General features: G+C 54.4%; 19 protein-coding genes and 1 pseudogene. 9 read left to right on the top strand and 11 right to left on the bottom strand.

Annotated features, from left to right (window positions below; translation table 11 throughout):
- Window positions 1-823: 823 nt before the first annotated feature.
- The 4 genes from FD19_RS07390 to FD19_RS07375 form a co-directional block, all read right to left on the bottom strand.
- A complete protein-coding gene (locus FD19_RS07390) occupies window positions 824-2,152 on the bottom strand; it encodes a PTS sugar transporter subunit IIC (protein WP_191978614.1) in 1,329 nt (442 codons plus the stop codon).
- A 512-nt stretch (window positions 2,153-2,664) separates the two neighbouring features.
- Window positions 2,665-3,024: a hypothetical protein gene (locus FD19_RS07385; RefSeq protein WP_054750580.1), complete on the bottom strand. Its 360-nt coding sequence runs from the start codon at window positions 3,022-3,024 to the stop codon at window positions 2,665-2,667.
- Between the two features lie 94 nt (window positions 3,025-3,118).
- Window positions 3,119-3,940, bottom strand: a complete 822-nt coding sequence (locus FD19_RS07380) for a Cof-type HAD-IIB family hydrolase (protein WP_054750581.1) — start codon at window positions 3,938-3,940, stop codon at window positions 3,119-3,121.
- Window positions 3,941-3,996: 56 nt separating this feature from the next.
- Window positions 3,997-4,326: a PTS sugar transporter subunit IIB gene (locus FD19_RS07375; protein ID WP_054750582.1), complete on the bottom strand. Its 330-nt coding sequence runs from the start codon at window positions 4,324-4,326 to the stop codon at window positions 3,997-3,999.
- A gap of 172 nt (window positions 4,327-4,498) precedes the next feature.
- Between FD19_RS07375 and FD19_RS07370 the strand changes: the two genes are divergently transcribed.
- The 4 genes from FD19_RS07370 to FD19_RS07355 all read left to right on the top strand — a co-directional run bounded on the left by FD19_RS07370 (window position 4,499) and on the right by FD19_RS07355 (window position 9,459).
- Window positions 4,499-5,251: a gamma-glutamyl-gamma-aminobutyrate hydrolase family protein gene (locus tag FD19_RS07370; protein ID WP_054750583.1), complete on the top strand. Its 753-nt coding sequence runs from the start codon at window positions 4,499-4,501 to the stop codon at window positions 5,249-5,251.
- Between the two features lie 201 nt (window positions 5,252-5,452).
- The gene (locus FD19_RS07365; protein WP_054750584.1) at window positions 5,453-6,820 is read left to right on the top strand and encodes a glutamine synthetase family protein; all 1,368 of its coding nucleotides are present in this window, start codon (window positions 5,453-5,455) and stop codon (window positions 6,818-6,820) included.
- Window positions 6,821-6,920: 100 nt separating this feature from the next.
- The gene (locus FD19_RS07360; RefSeq protein WP_056969547.1) at window positions 6,921-8,087 is read left to right on the top strand and encodes an amidohydrolase family protein; all 1,167 of its coding nucleotides are present in this window, start codon (window positions 6,921-6,923) and stop codon (window positions 8,085-8,087) included.
- Between the two features lie 25 nt (window positions 8,088-8,112).
- Entirely contained in the window at window positions 8,113-9,459 is a 1,347-nt protein-coding gene (locus FD19_RS07355; protein ID WP_056969545.1) for an APC family permease, read from the top strand.
- A 66-nt stretch (window positions 9,460-9,525) separates the two neighbouring features.
- On the opposite strand, the gene FD19_RS07350 is transcribed toward FD19_RS07355, so the two are convergent.
- Window positions 9,526-10,323 (bottom strand): MerR family transcriptional regulator, encoded by a 798-nt coding sequence (locus FD19_RS07350; protein ID WP_054750585.1) that lies wholly within the window; start codon window positions 10,321-10,323, stop codon window positions 9,526-9,528.
- 93 nt (window positions 10,324-10,416) lie between these two features.
- Here FD19_RS07350 and FD19_RS07345 point away from each other — a divergent pair, with 93 nt between their 5' ends.
- Window positions 10,417-11,361: a zinc-binding dehydrogenase gene (locus tag FD19_RS07345; protein ID WP_054750586.1), complete on the top strand. Its 945-nt coding sequence runs from the start codon at window positions 10,417-10,419 to the stop codon at window positions 11,359-11,361.
- Window positions 11,362-11,377: 16 nt separating this feature from the next.
- Window positions 11,378-11,728, top strand: coding sequence for an MmcQ/YjbR family DNA-binding protein (locus FD19_RS07340; protein WP_054750587.1), 351 nt, complete (start codon window positions 11,378-11,380; stop codon window positions 11,726-11,728).
- Between the two features lie 129 nt (window positions 11,729-11,857).
- Here FD19_RS07340 and FD19_RS07335 read toward each other — a convergent pair whose 3' ends face one another.
- Window positions 11,858-12,856: a DNA/RNA non-specific endonuclease gene (locus tag FD19_RS07335; protein WP_056969543.1), complete on the bottom strand. Its 999-nt coding sequence runs from the start codon at window positions 12,854-12,856 to the stop codon at window positions 11,858-11,860.
- Between the two features lie 224 nt (window positions 12,857-13,080).
- Between FD19_RS07335 and FD19_RS07330 the strand changes: the two genes are divergently transcribed.
- A complete protein-coding gene (locus tag FD19_RS07330; protein WP_056969541.1) occupies window positions 13,081-13,539 on the top strand; it encodes a DUF2975 domain-containing protein in 459 nt (152 codons plus the stop codon).
- A 181-nt stretch (window positions 13,540-13,720) separates the two neighbouring features.
- On the opposite strand, the gene FD19_RS07325 is transcribed toward FD19_RS07330, so the two are convergent.
- The gene (locus FD19_RS07325) at window positions 13,721-14,350 is read right to left on the bottom strand and encodes a sugar O-acetyltransferase (protein WP_054750589.1); all 630 of its coding nucleotides are present in this window, start codon (window positions 14,348-14,350) and stop codon (window positions 13,721-13,723) included.
- An 89-nt stretch (window positions 14,351-14,439) separates the two neighbouring features.
- Window positions 14,440-15,039 (bottom strand): nitroreductase family protein, encoded by a 600-nt coding sequence (locus FD19_RS07320; protein ID WP_054750590.1) that lies wholly within the window; start codon window positions 15,037-15,039, stop codon window positions 14,440-14,442.
- 301 nt (window positions 15,040-15,340) lie between these two features.
- Between FD19_RS07320 and FD19_RS07315 the strand changes: the two genes are divergently transcribed.
- On the top strand, window positions 15,341-15,844 hold the full coding sequence (locus FD19_RS07315) for a thiol peroxidase (protein WP_054750591.1): 504 nt from the start codon (window positions 15,341-15,343) through the stop codon (window positions 15,842-15,844).
- A 55-nt stretch (window positions 15,845-15,899) separates the two neighbouring features.
- Here the strand turns inward: FD19_RS07315 and FD19_RS07310 are convergent, their stop codons facing one another.
- The 3 genes from FD19_RS07310 to FD19_RS07300 form a co-directional block, all read right to left on the bottom strand.
- A complete protein-coding gene (locus tag FD19_RS07310) occupies window positions 15,900-16,199 on the bottom strand; it encodes a hypothetical protein (RefSeq protein WP_054750592.1) in 300 nt (99 codons plus the stop codon).
- 266 nt (window positions 16,200-16,465) lie between these two features.
- Window positions 16,466-17,707 (bottom strand): ABC transporter permease, encoded by a 1,242-nt coding sequence (locus tag FD19_RS07305; protein WP_056969539.1) that lies wholly within the window; start codon window positions 17,705-17,707, stop codon window positions 16,466-16,468.
- Window positions 17,700-18,599, bottom strand: coding sequence for an ABC transporter ATP-binding protein (locus FD19_RS07300; RefSeq protein WP_056969537.1), 900 nt, complete (start codon window positions 18,597-18,599; stop codon window positions 17,700-17,702). The genes FD19_RS07305 and FD19_RS07300 overlap by 8 nt, the downstream gene beginning before the upstream one ends.
- Before the next feature lie 432 nt (window positions 18,600-19,031).
- On the opposite strand from FD19_RS07300, the pseudogene FD19_RS10070 reads away from it, so the two are divergent.
- Window positions 19,032-19,226: pseudogene (locus tag FD19_RS10070) on the top strand (ISL3 family transposase); the annotation flags it as partial.
- Window positions 19,227-19,305 lie beyond the last annotated feature (79 nt).

The following is a 19,305-nucleotide window of genomic DNA, read 5'->3' as shown; positions in this document are numbered from 1 at the left end:
CAAGAAGTTAGTCAGTACCGCGTAAGTGTCCGAACAGACAATAGCATCCCGTGCTCACGGCATGCCCGTCAGCGCCTCCGTGTCACAACCGAAGCCTTATTAGTATCCGCTGATTTGAGCAGCATCATTGCCACGCTAATTGTCTCTGCACAAACACCATGCCTTTGCAGGCACCATTTTTGTTTGCAACTAACGCCGGTTTGTCCACGCACTACCAAAAGCGTGGACGCCGACAACTGGTCGCTGCTGGGATATTCAGGATCACCACCAATACGCGGTACCCGGCAGTAGGTCGCCGTTATCCTGGCTGCACATGTTGTGCGCAGAAACCGACCGTAGCATTATCACGTGTTAATCAATACCAGACGTTGTGGCTCCTAATACGCAACTCTATACATTATCGCCCATCCGTCCAGCTCTGCATGTGGGGACCGCTGTAGACCGATTATGCTGGTCTGCAACCGCACTGGCACCATGCCAAAGGCAGATCAGAGTGACTTAGCACCATTTTTGTCATGATCCTGTATTGTGGGGTATTACATCAGCACTTATCTGCCTAACCACGATTGCTCCAACACACAGGAGAATGAGTGGTCCCGTATGTCCTGCAGTTGCGCATCCATGAGACGTTAACCTACTCCATCAACTAGTTATGAACGCGATTTAGACCTCCCCTGCAACCACACGGCTGCCTCAGCTATTGGTCCCTCATTGTGAATGCACCCGCTCGAAACGATTCCGCACCACCCAAAAATTCCCCCGGAGGCAATGCCCCCGAGGGAATTATCAAATCGTCTGATTAATCCAGCAGACAGCCTTAACGTTAGGCTTGCTTTGCAGCCTCAGCCTTTTCCTGAGCAACCTGCTTAGCAACAACACCATCGTTGATCTTAACGAATGGCATGTACATCAGCACACCAATGATGAAGACCACAATCTGAATCACCGGCGCACGCCAGTCACCACCAGTTGCCAAGAACGAGTTCAGGAACATCGGCGTCGTCCATGGAACTTGGACAACCATTGGGTTCATCCAACCCAAAACCGTGGTCAACCAAGCAATGAAGATACCCAGAGATGGTAGTACGATGAACGGGATAATCAGCGCAACGTTATAAACGATTGGGTAACCAAAGATAACTGGTTCGTTAATGTTGAATACCCCTGGTAGTACGGCCAACTTAGCCACGTTTCGGGAAGCTTTGTTGCGGCTGACAATGAAGGTCGCAACCAGCAAACAGAGCGTACCACCAGAACCACCAAGTAGCGCGAAGGCCTGAACCAGTGACAGGTTGATGATGTTCGGAATTGCGTGACCAGCACTGTAAGCAGCGGTGTTCTGCGCAATGTTCACAATCAACAGTGGTTCTAGAATCGTACTGTAGATAACAGAGAAGTGAATACCGAACAACCAGAGCAAGTTAGCTAAGGTGTAGATAATCAGGGTCCCGACAATACCAGTGCCAATGTGCCGCAGTGGTTCCTGAATGAACGTAGAAATCAGGCTGATCACGTTCATCTTGGTCGTGTCGTACAGCAACGTGGAAATTAGGGCAAAGAAACAAAGAACAATAATTACAGGAATCAAAACGTTAAAGGAATCGCCAACTGCTGGTGGTACCTGATCGCCTAGGTTGATCTTCAACGCTTTGATGTTAGAAATCTTAATAAACAGTTCGGTTGCCAGCAGGCCCATGATGACCCCGGCGAACATACCGCCGGTACCCAGTTCGGTGTATGAAAGCACCGCACTGATGTTGGACGCCTTTTTAGCACCATCCGCAATAATCTGCACGGTGTTCGGCATCATGGTCACCAAAGTTGCCAGCGAAACCATCGCGGCCGCCAACGGGTTATCAAAGCCCCGGTTCTTCGCCAGGAAGTAACCAATCATGGTCGTAACCAACAAACTAGAAATATTTAGGGTCGCATTGGAAAGCATCGTGCCCCAATACTGAACCTTAAGCAACGTTGCACCTTTAAACAACCAGGTGAATACCGTGTTGTTGATCAGGGTGGCCAAACCAGCCAGAATATATAGTGGCATGATCGTGGCAAAGGCGTCACGCAACGAACGCAGATGAATTTCATTGCCAATCGCAACGGCGACCTTGATGAAGCCCTGACCGAATTTACTGTCTTCTAGAGCCATGTGTATCCACATCTCCTATTCTTGAACTCCCACAGCTAGCAGTGGTGCCACCAGGCCGTCCCCAAATGACCCGACAGCGGAACAAAACTGAATAATTTCTCCGTGAGTACGAGTGTAACCACCAGCTGCTTTATTTAAACAATTAACGTACAATCACTAACGCTTAAACAAACCTCCCCACACGCTTTGCAAACGTTTTCGCTCCTATCAACAGTTAAAGTATACACCGTGACCATAACATTTCAATACTTTTTTATTTTAATGTATATACAATTAGCTGAACCCGTTGCAAATCAACATTGTAAACGCCTTAAACTAACGGCGTAGCCCCGCCCCTATCGCTAGTTAAATAACGACAACTCAAACGAACATTTTTAACGTTTTGGACTATACCATTATGTACATGATGCGACTAATGCCCTTCTAGAACCCGCATGCAGTGGCAACCCCATCGTTTAGCAACATAAACCAAAAAAATCCGCGGGTATCCCGCGGATCATCAATCATTATACTTACAAACTCTGCGCGTGTCCGAACACATCTGCCGTTGCACCCGCACCATCCGGCAACCGCCGCATGCGTAGCTCGAAGTGTTCGCGCAAACCAGCCAAACGCCGTTGTCGCGTTACCTGCTCGACCCGGTATCGACCGCCCTGACTGCTACCAACCACCTTGCCAGGCTGGTACATCTCACCGGTCAACACTTGGCGACGACCACCCTGGAAGAACCAAATATCCACAACGAAACGGGGATGTTCATCATCCAGCGGCCGCAAGGGGCGTAGCGACACCTTATCGTTTTGGTACGCCAGAATAAAAATGGGACCCAAAATAATTGCAATACCAAACACGTTAATAAAAAGAGAACTCACAGCAACCTCCTCCTTTTCTGGTAGCGCTATCATTAAACGCATTATGCCAAATTATCAGGAGGTTGTAAACACTTTCATTAAATTCTGTATATCACTACTTAATTTTACCGGCCAGGACGGCGGTCAGCATTTTACCGACCCCGTCGTCATTATGATCAACGGTTTGCAGACGCGCGACGGCTTTGATTTTAGGAATCGCGTTGGCCATCGCCACCCCATAACCAACATCGCGCACCATTTCCAGGTCGTTTTCATAGTCCCCAAAGCACATAAAGTGCTCCATACTCTGGCCCGTGTGCCGCGCGATGGCGTGCAACGCACTGGCCTTGGTCGTGTGTGGAGCGTTCGCCTCAAAGAAAAATTTGTTGGAACGCGATAGGTGCACGGGCAACGCCGCAATTTTCTTCATCGCCAGGGCCAAACTCAGACCGTTGCCGAAGATGCCGTTAAACGTAAACTTGTAAAACTGGACGTGGTCCACCGTCAACATTTGCAGCAACTCTGACTCGCGGCTAATGTGGATGGTCTCACCGTTATGCCAATTACCCCGCACACGTCCGGGCACCCCCGGTTTATAACTAACCGCATGGTGCTCAGCAAAGAACACCATGCGGACGAGGTAATGCTTGGCTAGGTGGAACGCCGCCAGCACCACCGCGTTATCCAGCGGCCGCCGAACAATCGGTTCGTCGTGCTGATCATACACGATGGCACCGTTCAGGCAGACTTTATAGCCCGGCACTTCCAAATCCTGTCGTAATAGGTTACTTACAGTGGGTAACGACCGCCCTGAGCAAACAGCGAAGTCACGGCCACTGCGCACCCAGTCGCGCACCGCCTGCCGGTTGTAAGCCGATACCTGACTCTGGTTATTAAAGAAAGTGCCGTCCAAATCCGTCCCAGCTAATGAAATCATGTTAATCTCCCAGTCATTAGGTTTTCGTATTTAACGGGTCGCCCCCTGCACGCCAATTATGAGGCACAGGTTGGGGCGTGCGCAATGGTGTCCAGCGCCGTTTGTAACAGGCGCTCACCATCCAGGCCCGCATAATCGTGGGTATTCATCACCGCTACGGGCACGTCCAACTTGGACTGTAGTTGGTCAGCGAGGTAGCGTACCTGCGGACCAACCAAAATAACGTCTGGCTGCATATCCACGAGTTCATTGTTGACCTCGGCAGCACCAATTGCCACCACCTGCACGTCAACGTTGTCGTTAGCAGCTGCCGCTTCCATTCGGGAAACAAGTAAACCAGTCGACATCCCCGCGCTGCATACCAATAAAATATTCTTTTGTGCCATAATAATCCCCTCCTCGAGAGGTAACTCAACGGAAGCGTTTCCAGTAACCAACTTTAATATAGCTTCTTACCCCGGATTTTGCAATTTTAGTTTGTGGCGCCCAAAATATTGTTCCTCCCCCCTTGCTGTGGTAATCTTAGCGCAAACCGTATGTATGAAAGGAAGTTGCCGCATGACCAAACCGATTATTGCAATGACTGCTGACGCACTCGCCGACACTAACCCCCGGATGCCCGATGACTACCCTGCCTTTGCACCGCACGACATTAAAGAAGCCGTCTTCAAGGCCGGGGGCATTCCGACCATCCTGCCGTTTCCCGACAACCCTGAGTTAGCGGATGCCGCCGCAACCGACATGGTGCCGCTATTTGACGGTCTCATCCTGCCCGGTGGCCCGGACGTCGACCCGACCACGTTTGGCGAAGAACCCATGTGGAACCTCGGCGACACGTACTACCCTAAGGACCGTTTTGAGTTGGCGCTCATCAAGGCTACATTGGCTGCGGGGAAACCCATCTTGGGGATTTGCCGGGGCATCCAGATTCTAAACGTAGCGCTGGGCGGCGATGTGTACCAAGACACCCACACGCAGGACCCTGACAGTTACATTCGCCATCCCCAGGTGGCACCGCCCCACTACCCAACGCACCACGTCGACATTACACCGGACTCGCGCCTGCACGCCTTACTGGGCGACCGGGCCTTCGTTAACTCCCGCCACCACCAGGCGGTACGCAAAGTCGGTACCGGGTTGACCGTCACGGCGACCGCGCCAGACGGAGTGATCGAAGCACTCGAATCCACGGCTGATGACCTCGTGCTGGCGGTGCAGTGGCACCCAGAAAACATGTGGCAACACCACCCCGAACAATTTGGCTTTTTCAGTGACATCGTGGCTCGCGCGCAGGCCCACAAGCACGCTTAACCACTTTGGCCATTACGACCCATCCGGCAGTAGTTGGGGCAGCGTAGTGGCCTTTTTTGTACCCACCAACGTCCCCCTCTTTGGGTGAGAACCCACGGCACCCCGCGGTCGTACGAACCAGTAATCTGTGGGGTAGTAGTCAAGTACGGGCTTTGCGGGTACAATGACGGTAGTTTGTAAAATTTCAGGGAGGCTATGAAAATGGCATCAACATATTTACCGGAAGAAAACCGGGCTCAAAACATCGTCAACGGGTTGCGTGAAAAGGGCGTGCAACTCGTGGAATTCATTTACGTCGACTATAACGGTGTGGCCCGCGGCAAAACCGTGACCATCGACAGTTTGAGCCGCCACATTGTGGATGGTGTGGGCCTGACGCTCGTGCAGTTTGCAGCCACCGCGCGCGACGAGATCGTCGACGTGCCCGGCCTGACCGCAGTGGGTGAATCCCGGCTGGTACCCGACCTGGATTCCATGCACATTCTGCCCAACCATCCCCAGGTAGCCACGTTCATGTGCGACCACCTGACCCAGGACCAGCAGCCATTCACGGCTGATCCCCGGGGCCTCCTACAGCGCGTAATTGCCGACGCCGCACAGGATGGGTTTACGGCCCAAGCTACATATGAAAATGAGTTCATGCTGCGTAACGCGGAGACGGACGCGCCCGCAAACGATAACTTCTGCTTCGACACCGACGCCATGGAGTTTGCATACGACTTTATCTCCGAGATGATCGACCAGCTGAAGCAAATGGGTATCGGTATTGATAAGTACTACCCCGAAGCCGGCACCGGCCAACACGAGTTACCAATGCGGCCGTACCCGTTACTGCAAGCGGCAGACAACGAAATCTGGTTCAAGCGCGAAGTCCGCGCCGTGGCCCGTAAGCACGGCATGCGCGCCACCTTTGCACCCAAGCCGGACATGCAAACTGAGGGTAACGGGGGACACCTCCACCTCTCCTTGTGGGATCAAGCCGGCCACAACGTGCTGGCAGACGCACAGGATCCCGTGGGGTTAAGCCAACAGGGGTACTACTTCGTCGGCGGTATTCTGGCCCACATCCGCGGCTTACTGGCACTGACTGCTGCCACCGTCAACTCCTACCAGCGCCTCCAACCGGGTGAATGGAGTTCGGCCTACGCCGCTTACGGCAAAGACAACCGGGAAGCCGCGGTCCGGATCCCGTCCACCCAGTGGGACCACGTGGCTGCAACTGCCAACATTGAGCTCAAGGCTAGTGACGCTACGGCCAACCCTTACCTCGCACTGGCAGGTCTGCTGAGCGCCGGCCTGGACGGCATCCGTAATCACATCGATCCGGGAGCACCAGTCAACGTCGACCCCGCCACCCTGACGGACGCGGAACGCGAGGCTGCCGGTATTCAGCGCCTGCCGCTGACTCTGGATGAGGCCTTACAAGCACTCAACGCGGACGCCCTGTTCAAAGACCTGATGGGTGAGCAAATGTTGACGGGCTACACCGCGGTCAAGCAGGCAGACATCAACCACTTTGCCCACTACGATGACCAAGCCATCGGTACCGAAACCGCCCACCTGTACTAAAACCAAAGGAGTTGCCTATGCGCGCACCGCATTTAACTCGTCGCGGCATGGACCCACCCCGCCAATCCGGACTAATTACGGACGGAAAGGAGTGCTAACTATGTCCATCAACGCATTTGTTCAATCACTACCATTACTTGACCACCACGCCCACTACCTAATTCGGGGCGACGTGGCCGACCGGGCTCACCGCTTATTGCGGGTATCCAGCGAAGCCGACGCCCAGTACCCAATTACCGATACGGCTAACCGGTTAGCGTGGTCGGCCTTCCAGCAGACGGCACGTGACTTTGATCCCACCGTGGCTGCTGCTTACCAGCGTGGTGCCACCCCCGAGGAGGCACTGCAGCCTATGGACGCGGACCATTACCGTGACTATAACCACCGCGTCTTTGCGGCTTATCACTACCAGACGCTGTTCATCGACACGGGCTTCGTGCCCGATGACGCCATCCTTGATTTGAACGCGACGGCCGACCTCACCGGCCTGACCGTGCGCCCCATTTACCGGCTGGAAACCCACGCCGAAGCCTACATGCAGCAGTACGCCGACTTCGACGCCTGGTCTGACCACTTCCTTGACGCCGTTGGCCACGTGCGTGCGCACGGCTACGTCGGCTGCAAGTCTATTGCCGCCTACCGTGTCGGGTTACAGGTTACCCCGGTGACGCCCGACGCTGCGCGGGCCGCCTTTGACCAATGGCGCCAGCACTACGAAGAAACCGGCGTGGCCCGCCTGGAAAATCAGGACGTCATTAACTACCTGCTCGCACTGGTAGCACCGGCCCTGATCAACCAGCACCTGCCACTCCAATTCCACGTGGGCTATGGCGACGCCGATACTGACCTGTACCTGGGTAACCCGCTCTTGCTGCGGTCATTCTTACGGCGATTCTGCTACGACGGGTTGCAGGTCGTCCTGCTACACTGCTACCCCTACCACCGGGAAGCGGGCTACTTGGCCAGCGTCTTCCCCGGCGTCTACTTCGACACCTCACTGGTCAACAACCTGGCGCCGTCCAGCACCATGAGTGTCGTCCGGGAGTCACTGGAGCTGGCCCCGTACTCACGCTACCTGTTTGCTAGTGACGCCAGCACCTACGTCGAAATGTACGCGGTCGCCGCCCAAACGTTCAAAGCCGCGCTGGCCGCCCAACTGGACGCGGTCACAACCGCGACGGACGCGCAGAAGCAAAGTTGGGCCCGCATGGTCTGCTACGCCAACGCCGCCAACCTGTACGGTGTCGCCGTCACGGCCACCGATTAACCACATATAATTGAAGGAGTACCTTATGCAGAAGAAGCAACTATCATTACTGGAGGTCTTTGCACTCTCCATCGCCATGGTCGCACCCACTGGGGCCATGGCCTTTAACACCGCCGGCGCCGCCAACATGGCCGGCATCAACGTCCCGCTCGCCTTTATCCTGGGGGGTATCGGCGTGATTTTTACCGGGATCAGTTTCGTCGAACTCGGCCGCCGCATCCCCGGCGAGGGTTCCGCCTATGCGTACAACCGCCAGGCCCTTGGTGAAAAGGGGGGCTTTGTGTCCGGCTGGGCCCTCATCCTCACCTACATCACGTTCACCACTAGTAGTGCGGCCATCGTGGGAAACTTCCTCAACGTGTTCCTCGGCCACTTTGGCATCCACGGCCCGATTCCACTCTACATCATCGTGGCCCTACTCATTAGTGATTGGCTCAGCCACCAGGGCATTGAGTTCTCCACGCGCTTTGCGCTGACGCTTGAACTAATTGCCGTGGTCGTGCTCACCATCCTGACCGTGATCATCATTACCCACGGGGGTAACGCTGGCAACACCGCTGCCCCACTGGACCCACGTCACGGGACACTCGGTACGTTGGGCGGTGGGATGATTTTTGCCCTGATGTCCTTTGCCGGGTTTGAAGGGGCCGCGACCATCGCGCCGCGCGCCAAGAAGCCAGCCAAAGCCATTCGGGTCGCCCTGATCGGGGCCGTCCTGTTCGCCATGGTCTTTTACTGCATCGTGAGCTACGCCGAAGTGATCGGCTTTGGGACCGCGCACATTGGCAAAATGGCTAGTTCCAGCGCGCCGCTGAACTACCTGGCGACCCGTTATGTTGGCGGCTGGATGGCCATCTTCATCGATTTTGCCTCCGTCACCAGTTACTTTGCCTGCTTCTTTGGCGCCCTGAATGCTGGGGCCTTCATCATGGAGGCCATGGCCAACAAGGGTTATATGCACCCGTGGCTGGGCGCACTCAAGGGTGATAAGCAGACGCCGACCCACGCGCTCGACCTGATCACCGGGCTGGCCATCCTGCTTTACGCCGTGTTCGGCATCCTCAGTCACGTCAGTGCCACGAATTACTACAACTACTTTGGGACGATTGGGATGTACCCACTCCTGCTGGTGTACGTCTTGGTCAACATTGGTGCCATTGTGTACTTTAACAAGCACCGGGAACACTTTGGCTTCTGGAAGCACGTGGCCGCACCCGTCATTGGGTTGCTGGTGATGGTCTTCCCCATCTACAGTAACTTGTGGCCCGTTCCGGCCAAGCCGTACAACATCTTCCCGTACGTACTGATCATCTGGCTGGTCATCGGTATCTTCGTTTACCTGGCCCGCAAGCACGGCAAAGCGGCAAAGTAACCACTAAATAGCACCAATTAAAAAGGCGTTACCCGTTGAACGACGGGTAACGTCTTTTTGCTGGTCCTAGATAATTTGGTACTCCAACGATAGCTCCGGCGTACTAGCCTTCTTACCGAACTGTTCGCCGTTATTCAGTTGCCAGCAGAGGGTACTAATGGTCAAATTCTGTGCGGCGACCTGCGCCCGAATTGCATCGAGCCCCGCGGCAATGCTGGCCGCATTATTCTGCGTGCTCGCGACCACATACTGTCCCTGTGGCCGCACGATTACCGGCACGTCACCTGTTACTGGGGAGGTGACTGCCTTCAAAATACGAAAATTCGCGGTTGCATACCCCGTCGCATCTGCGGCAGGTAAGTCGGTCAGAAAACCGGATGCTTGCTTGTCGACCAACTTTAGCCGGCCAATGAGCGCGTAAAATTGTTGGTACAGATCCCGCACCGCCTCGTCCGTACACCCGACCGATTCGGGTGACGTCCAAAATTGGGTCCGCGGCCGCCGCACCACCATGGCCCGACCAATGGGGGCTACGGTAACGGGGCGGGCCTGTAGCCGGTCAGCCAACAACGTCCGCAGTTTCGTCAAGTCCGTCAACTTGGCCTCAATACGGGCTAACAAGGGGGTAATATAGGCGTCCAGTTCGGCACCCGTGGCCCCGACGACGCGTTGCGTATCGGCGACCGACAACCCGAGATGGCGTAGCTGGAGAATGAATTGAAGCTGGTACAGCTGGTCTGCGGCGTAATAGCGGTAACCATTTTCCCCCACCTTTGCCGGGTGAAACAATCCCACTGCGTCATAAAACTGCAAGGTGCGGCGGGTCGTCCCCGCTAGGGTCGCAAACTTGTTGATGGTAATCATTGTCCGTCCTCTTTCTTGACCTGCACGTCACGTGATAGTTTACACTAAAGTCAGTTCGTTGGTACCCAACTAAATGTGGAGGTGCATATTATTATGAAGGCTTTTGTTGTGAACCATGCGGGTGATTCATCCGCGCTGGAACTCGTTGACCGGCCCATGCCACATGCAGACGCCACGCACTCAGTGATGCGGATCCGCGCGTTTGGCGTTCACCGGTACGAAGTGTTGACCCGTGAAGGCGGATCGCCTAGCGTGCATTTTCCACGCGTACTGGGTGTCGAAGCCGTTGGTGAGGTGGCAGCAACGGCACCCGATTCCGGCCTCAAAGTCGGCGCGCACGTGCTGACCATTAATGGCGGCTTTGGCCGGGCCTTTGATGGCAGTTATGAAGAGTACGCGCTAGTACCTAACAAGCAACTGTACACAGCCGACTACCAAGGTAGTTGGACTGACTTTGCCCAGTATCCCGAGACCTTCAGCACGGCCTACGGGGCCCTGCAAAGTTTGCGTCTCGCCCCACACGACCACCTGCTGGTCCGTGGTGGTACCTCCGCTGTAGGTCTGGCCATCATCAAGTTAGCTAAGGCCAGTGGCTACCAGGTAACGGCCACTTCCCGCAAAGCCGCACGGCTGGCCTTCTTACGTGACGCCGGTGCGGACGAAGCAGTGCAGGATCGCGACGGGCAACTACAGACCGAGTCCATGTACGCCGGCATTATCGACCTCGTGGGGGCCACGACCGTCATGAACTCGGTGGCCCACATTAACGTTGGTGGGACATGCTGCATGGTTGGTCTACTCAGTGGCGAGTGGGTCATGCACGAATTCTCGCCGTTTGACCTACAGAACCGCTACCTGACCACTTACGACTCCGGCTTTGCGGACCAGCAGTTGATCAACGCCATGTTCGCCCTGATCAACGCCCACCACATTACCATCCCCATCAGCAAGGTCTTCCCGTTTACCGACTTGCCGGCAGCACAGGATTACGTAATGGCCAACCCGCAAATTGGTGAAGTCATCGTTACAACTGACTAGCAAAGGAGGTCACAATATGACCCGTGATGAACTCATTACGTACTGTCAAAACGAGTACAATGCCGTCGTTGATCATCCGTTCAAACATTACCCCCATTACGTGGCCCTGCGCCACCCAAATGGCAAATGGTTTGGGCTGATTATGAACGTGCCCGGCACCAAGTTGGGGCTGGATGACCCCCAAGAAATCGACATCGTTGACTTGAAGGTCGAGCCCGAGCTCAACTCGATTCTACAGACCCAACCGCGCTTCCGTCCGGGCTACCACATGGCCAAGAAGCACTGGCTGACGGCGTTATTGGATCAATTTGAAAGCGTGGACAACCTTGCTGACCTCATTGAGGGCAGTTTCGCCGCCACTAAATAAGGCACGGCGTCAACAGGGCAACCATAGTTACCCTTGTTGGTGCGCCCCGCTTATTAGGCGCAACAAAGGCCGCTGGTATCCGCATTGCGTCATGGTAACGCGGGTACCGGCGGCCTTTAAACAATCATTTTATTGCTCAAATTTACACAACGTGTAACCATCTGCTTGGGCCTGCGACAATGTCATCGTCTCAACGCTCTTGGCGCTGCGCAAACCGCGACAATGCGGATCAAAGTGGTACCGCGATCCCGACGGCGTGACGTAGACCGTGCGGTTGTCCCCCTGACCATTGGTCGTGGCCGTAGTACTGGTGGTCCGCGCCGGCGCCGTGCTACTACTCGACGCCGCTTGATTGGCCGTTACGGTACTGGTGCCGTCGGCGTAGTTCAACTGCACCCCATCCTGAACGTTAAAGATGTAGACGTTGAAGCTAACCGCGTCATCGCCCACCGATTGCGCCATCATGTGCACACCTGAGGCTAGTAGGTTACTACCCTTGAACACCGGCACCACCGCATAACGAACGTAGTGCTGCGGGGATTGCTTCAGGTAATCCGCGATATCGTCCTCATAGTGCAACATCTCCGGACTGTTGAGCGAACGCGTCCCGGTCATCAGATTGCGCCAATTATTGTTTTGTCCGGTTAGCTGGTAACCGATCAGGTGACTGCGATTGTACAGGTAACCACTACGAATGCGCTTATTGTGCCACCCAGTCGGATCCACCGTTAATTCCTCGCGCTTCGCGGTCGGCATCAACGACTGGTTGAGTAACGCCTCAGCATCGGTTGCCCGGTTGTACCGGTCCAGCGCACCGTAATATTGCCAAGCCCCCTTGGCCGTGCTGAGTTCCTGCTTGGTAAAAGTCGGGTGGCCATTATTGACGTCAATCGTCTGCGTCCCCCGGTATTGTAGCTGTGCTAAATTAGCACTGGTCACGCGTCGCTGGTGCCTCTGGTGCTTAGTCACGTGGTGTGACTTAGCCGCCACTTGCTGTACAGACGTGTTGCCCGCGGCGTCAGGTCCGGTAACGTTGACCGTCGCCCCGCCGGCTAGGCCCGCGATCACCGCCACGACGGTTAGTAATCCCCACAGGTGCACTTGCGCCCAGCGCTTACTCCACTTCATTGTTGTCCCAACCTCTTCCTCATTACGTGCTGTTACCCCACTGGGGTTATTATCGCGCAAATCGTGCATCAATAATACGCTAATTAATAAATTACTATGTGGACGCGCCGTACCTGGTGGCACCGACAGCATTCTTTAGAAACTTTCAATACGAAATCGCTTGCATCTCCCCATACTTCTGGACATAATATAGTCAATTCCAGTCGGCTTGGGGGCTACATATTATGAACGGTAAGGTACAGATATTACGGTTCGCGTTGGCGGTGACCGCGGCCGTCATCATCGGTTTTGTCGGGTTAATTGGTATTCAATTTGCCACCAGCATTCACATTGCACTGAACTTTCCCCTGATACTCTTCCTAGTGGCGGTGGTGGCAACAGCGCTGGTGGTGCTCTATATCATCAGTAAGTTTTTCAGCCTGCTCCGCCTGATTGCCGTCAACAAAACCTTTACCCAGGCTTCCATCGCCGTGTTCCGGCACATTCGTATCGCTAGTCTAATTGCCGCCTTCACCACCTTGGGGTGTCTACCCGCCATGTACATGTGGGCAGATGGCGATGATGCACCCGGCCTCATGCTCGTCGGTTTGGGTGTGGCATTCATCCCCTTTGCCATGTACGCCGCCTTTGCCGTCGTCGAGCAAGTACTGCGGACGGCGGTTCGGACCCATCAGCACGCTTAATGAACGCAATCCCGTACCTGGGGTCCCTTCATGATGAAGGGGCCCTTTTTTGGCGGCGCTGTGGTTAACTACAGACCCCAAACAGGTCAGTATGCCCGTTTCCCGACACCAACAAAAAGGTGCACCCAGGAAGTAGCTCACGGCCACTCCTGCATACACCATGACGTCAATATTTTCTGCTTTATTCCAGGCGGTGGTCCGCAATTACTTTGCCATGATCATAAGTCACTTCATCGTCGTCAGTAATTGCACGCAGTACCTTTGCCGGGCAACCCACCGCCACTACGTTCGCAGGCAGGTCCCGAGTGACCACAGCACCCGCACCGATAACGGAATTAGCACCGATGTGGACACCAGGTAAAATGGTGGCGCCCGCGCCCACCCACACGTTTGCGGCAATCACCACCGGTTTACTAAAACCATACGACTGCCGGCGCAATTGGGCCGAAACCGGATGGGTACCGGTCACAATCGTCACGTTGAGCGCAAGCATGGTGTTGTCGCCAATCCGGATTTCCGCGTCATCCACAAAGGTACAGTTGAAATTCACGTAGACATTTTTACCCAAATACACATGGCGCCCACCCCACATGGCATAATACGGTACCTGAACGTAACTACCGACACCGACTGCAGCAAACAGCTGACTCAGCATCGTCGCCTTCTTACGTTCATCAGCGGGCGTGTATCCCAACTGGTTGTATTGGTGCATTGCCTCTAGATAGTCGTTGTAATGCGGGTCAGCATAGTTTGAATTAAAAACGCGGTAAAGGTCACCCGAATTCAACGCCTGGTCTACTTTCTTTGCCATATTGTCAGCCTCCAATTGATCCTTGGTCGGTAATGCGGGCCACACCTGAAGCGTAATGAACGACCCAACTAGTTTTGGGTGCCTTTATTCTACCATTGTTGCCAGTGCACATTTTTCTTGATCGAAGTCTGCACTTGAGTTGGTATTTCAGCATTATCGGCTGCCTCACCCAAGATGACCAATGCAGGCAGATAATAACCATCCTTGGCGCCAACTAATTCTTGAATCTGATCCGGCTCTTGCTTCACCAGAGCATGAATCCCAGTACCCAGACCCTCGGCAGTTGCCGCCAGCAACATATTTTCAATCAACGCCCAGCCGGCACCGTAATCCCACAGTCCCCATTTGTTCTTGCTGGTAGTCAAATCATACTTCATGCGTAGGTACGGTAAAATTACGCAAGGTGCCTCTTTAATCATCGTCCGTTGCCGCGAATACGAAATTTTGAACATTTCTTGTTGTGGGGTTTTTGGTTCTTTGATGCGATCAGGGTATGGTTTCACAATTTGTGCGATGGCGTCCAGCTTGTCACGGTCCGTCACGGTTACCAATTGCCACTGGCGCTGATGGTTGGAGGATGGGGCAGCGAGTCCCGCTGACAATATCCGCTCCAATTTATCTTGAGCAATCGGCTTATTCTTGAATTGGCGAATCGTTCGCCGCTGCTTGATTACGTCATAAAATTCCATTTTTCCTCCTCGTCAACCGTTTGCAACTGCTAAACTGTACACGTCACAAACACCTGCATCCACTGGTTGTTATCTGGTGACTGGCCAACTTAGTAAATTAATTGACCGTCTGATATCGTACTTTAAGGATACACAATCGGTACTTGCATGTCAAATATGCAACAAATTAATTGTCGAGGGCACCCACCGCGGTGCCTACCGGCCTTGCACAACTACTAGGCCAGCCACATAAGTATGGTAAACTGTGGGTAGTTAAGTAGGGGTTACGCGGGCGCAACCCCTACGCAAGGAGGATATCGACATGCAAATTACCCGACACAACGAACCCAACCAAACCAACGGTGAACCACCAGTCGTTGGTCATCAGCTTCCCGACTTCACGGTAATTCAAGCTGACGGGACCACCCTCATCGCCCAGGACTTGCGCGGTGCTTACACCCTGATCAGCGTCGTGCCCAATATTGACACGCGCGTTTGCAGTATTTCAACCAAACGCTTCAACGAATCCGTGGACCGTTTCCACCATATCAACTTTCTAACGGTCTCCACCAACACGGTCGCCGACCAAGCTCACTGGTGTGCAGCCGAAAACGTGCACCGGATGCAGCTGGTGTCCGACCAGGAGCACCATTTTGGTGGCGCCATGGGCCTGTATATTGCGAGTGACGGCACGGATGCGCGCAGCGTGTGGATCATTGATCCACAAGGCAAAGTCGCGTACCGTGAACTCATCACGGAACAAACCCACGAGCCCGACTACGACAGCGCCCTGGCATACCTCGAAGCACACCAAGAACTCAATTAATTCAGCCCAACAAAAGGGGCGCGGCCAATGGTCGCGCCCCTTTGTGCCCACTACTTCATTCATGTGTACCCGCTGACAACATGCCCGCGTGCCACCGGTCAAGGTCTACCGACACGAAGACGACCTCCTCATTGGGTTGCAACGCCCAAGTGGTCGCATCAACCACCTCTGGGTACGGTGGGCAACTCAACAATTGAGCAATTCCCGCCTGGGTGTCGTGCAACGCCGCCCGAGCATTGTTCGCCCCAACGACCAGACCTGGTAAATTAGGACTAGTCACCGAAATGAACGGGCCGGAGTCTGCAGTGAAGTATTTAAAAATTACGGGGTAAGCTACTACCGGTCGTTTACGCATAAACGTCGCCCTCCTTGAAACGTCACCATGCACAGTATCACTGGTTGCTATGCCAATAGCGTACGGCGAGTGACCGTCAAAGGGTACCACGAAAGCGACCCACTGGCGGGCGAAAACCAGCGCCGGTACTGGCGTCATGGCCGTTTCAAGGTGTTAGCATAAATTTGGTGGTTTTCCCATTCGGGGCATGTCGTGCGCAAAGTCGTTGCAGACCGTGCCACCAGGGCGGTTGTAGTCGCCCCACATCATCCACACGTTGGTCGCAACTACCGACTGCTACGACTCAGCGTCCAACTCTTCTTCAAAGCTTTGAATAAACCGCTATCACTGTAAACCAGTACGTTATCACGGTAGGCCCGGGCACTGAACCAGGTAAAGGCCACCAAAAAGACAACACTGATGATCAAGGAAAGCGTCACCATCCCCAGGCCCATTTGGCCCACCCCAAAGCGTGCTGGGGCCACCATGGGACTCAAGAACGGAATGTAACTCATTGTCCTTAAAATGGGGCCACTACCCGAGCTCACGTTGAGCGCCGCCATGTATCCGATTACGCCCAGGTAGAGAACCGGCTGGAGGGCCATCCCAGCCTGCTCCTGGTTGCTGACAAGGGATCCACACAACGCCGCCAACACGGTGTAACTAATAATCCCAATGACAAAGAACGCCACCATCACCAGGACGAACGGCCAACCAATCCCCGACCAATCAATCGTGGCCAGGAATTGACGGACAACCGCAAACCGGTCCCGCAACAACCACGCGATGGCGGCTACCCCGGCATACGCACCAATTTGCACCAGTAGTAACACCGTCACGCCCAGCAGCTTGCCGTAAAATTGCGTGGAGGCCTTAATGGCCGTCAGGATCGACTCCTCAATCCGTGAACCCTTCTCCGTAGCAATTTCTTGCGCCACGATGGTGCCGTAACTCAGCAAAAAGACGTACATCAGGGCCCCGACGGCTAGTGACAAGATGACTTTCAACCAGTCAGTCTTACTGCGGGCAACCACCATTTTGCGGGCCTTGAAACTCACACTTTGGGTGCGCAATTGCGCCGGCGCGTTGAGCTGCGCCAGCTGCGCGGCAGACAGTCCAAGCTGTTGCGCGGTATCCATGGTCTTGAGCCCGGAAAGGGCCCGCCGCACGGTGGCGGCATCCACCGACTGACCATTGTCGCGGCTGTATAAATGGGCCGCATGGTCCAAGGTGCGGGGTACGACCAGCAGCGCATCGGCATCCTCATGCCGTAACTGCCGCTGACCCGCTGTCTTGGTTGCTGCCACGGTGTACGTGATATCGCCATCCGCACTTGCTTTGAACGCACTGGCAACAGCACGCGGCGCGACCACCACGACGCGAGCCGGCTCATGAGTATGGCTCACGTACCACTGGATCACCCCAATCGCGCCCACTGCCAGAAGCGGGGTCAGCACCAAGCTCCACCAGGAAAAGCTACGGATATTCTTCCGGAACACCATGCTGGCAATCAACCATAATTTACGCATGTTCGTCACCCGCTTTCCTGCGAAAAATCTCGTCCAAACTCGGAGCGTGCTGCTGGAACCCCGCAATATATTCCCCCTGCGTCACTGTCTGGAAAATAGCCTGCCCGCGCTCCGGGTCATCCAACTGTAACTCAAACTCATCCCCATGCCCTTGCACCGCCAACACCCCGGGCAATTGCGCCAACGCGTCAGCCGATAACCGCGGCTTGGTGAGACTAATTCGGGTCTCACCGTACTGGGCGCGAATCTCGCCGACCGTGCCCGCAAGCACCACGGCACCGTTTTTCAGCATGACTAAGCGGTCGGACAGCGACTCGACATTGCGCATGTTGTGGCTGGAAAAAATAATGGCCGATCCACTAGTCTGCAAGTACCGCACGCCTGCTTCCAGCAGGCTCGCATTGACCGGATCCAGACCCGAAAACGGCTCGTCTAAGATTACCAGTTTGGGCATAAAAATCAGGGCGGCAATCAACTGCACCTTTTGCTGATTACCTTTGGACAGATCCTTGACCTTATCCGTCAGCTTGCCCTTCACTTCAAAGCGCTCCAACCACTCCGGCAAAGCATCCCGCACCGCTGTGCGGGTCATACCGTGCAGTTGGCCAAAGAACTCGATTTGCTCGACTATGCTCAGCTTGGGATACAATCCCCGCTCCTCGGGCAAGTAACCAATAAAGTCATGGTCAATTTTGCTCATGGCTTGGCCTTGCCATTGCACCGTCCCACTATCAGGGTGCAAAAAATCCAGAATCATCCGAAACGTCGTCGTCTTGCCCGCACCGTTTTGGCCAATTAGACCCAGAATTTCACCTGGCTTAACAGTGAGGCTGATTTGATCCACGGCCACCTGTTTACCAAAGCGCTTTGTGACCCCCGTCAGTTCCAGCATATTATCCCCTCCTTCGTTCATGGCGTTAACATTCATCCAGAAGGTATCATTAAAGCGATGAAAGCGCAATCATTTTTATTTTTTTTGGGGGGGACACCCACATGGTGGTCAGGGCGGTTGCACTCAGCTTCAGCAAAAAGCCAGCGCAGTCGATAGTGACTGCGCTGGCTTTTTTTAGGGTCTACATTTTCTGGTATTGGTGAAAGCCAATGCCAGTTTTTTAATTTTGGCAAATCAAAAGGGCATCATTGTCCCCTCATGCTACGATTTAAGCGCCTAAACCTAATCGAGAAGAGGAAATATGGTGCCCCAAGGTGATTCTATCCTAAGTTTGCTCGAATTGACAGGCCCACATCTCGCAGAAATCGCTATTAGCCAGCCAAAGCGAGTGCAAGGGAGAAAGATCCGTGTAGTCAAAGCGACGCTGAGTTCACCACTGAGTGCTTTCACATCATGCAACTGGCGGCTAGGGCACTTGATCAGGAGCGCCTACGGCTACTCCACCAAGAAATCGACCAACATAGTCGTCGCTATCGCATTCTAAAATCTCAGTGGCGCTTATTTCACCTCAACGAAGACAAATTTGAACGAGCCAAGAGCCAATATTTACGGGGATTAAAGGAATGAATTATCCCTGTCCCGCAGGCCGCGGTTAACCTCGGTCTCGATCAAGCCCCACGCTTCCCACGCTTCCGAGCTGCCTACG

The organism is Lacticaseibacillus thailandensis DSM 22698 = JCM 13996 (assembly GCF_001436135.1).
In the GTDB taxonomy this organism is placed as follows: Bacteria; Bacillota; Bacilli; order Lactobacillales; family Lactobacillaceae; genus Lacticaseibacillus; species Lacticaseibacillus thailandensis.
Note: the sequence above shows the minus strand (reverse complement) of the source record. Positions and strands in the feature narration are given on the sequence as shown.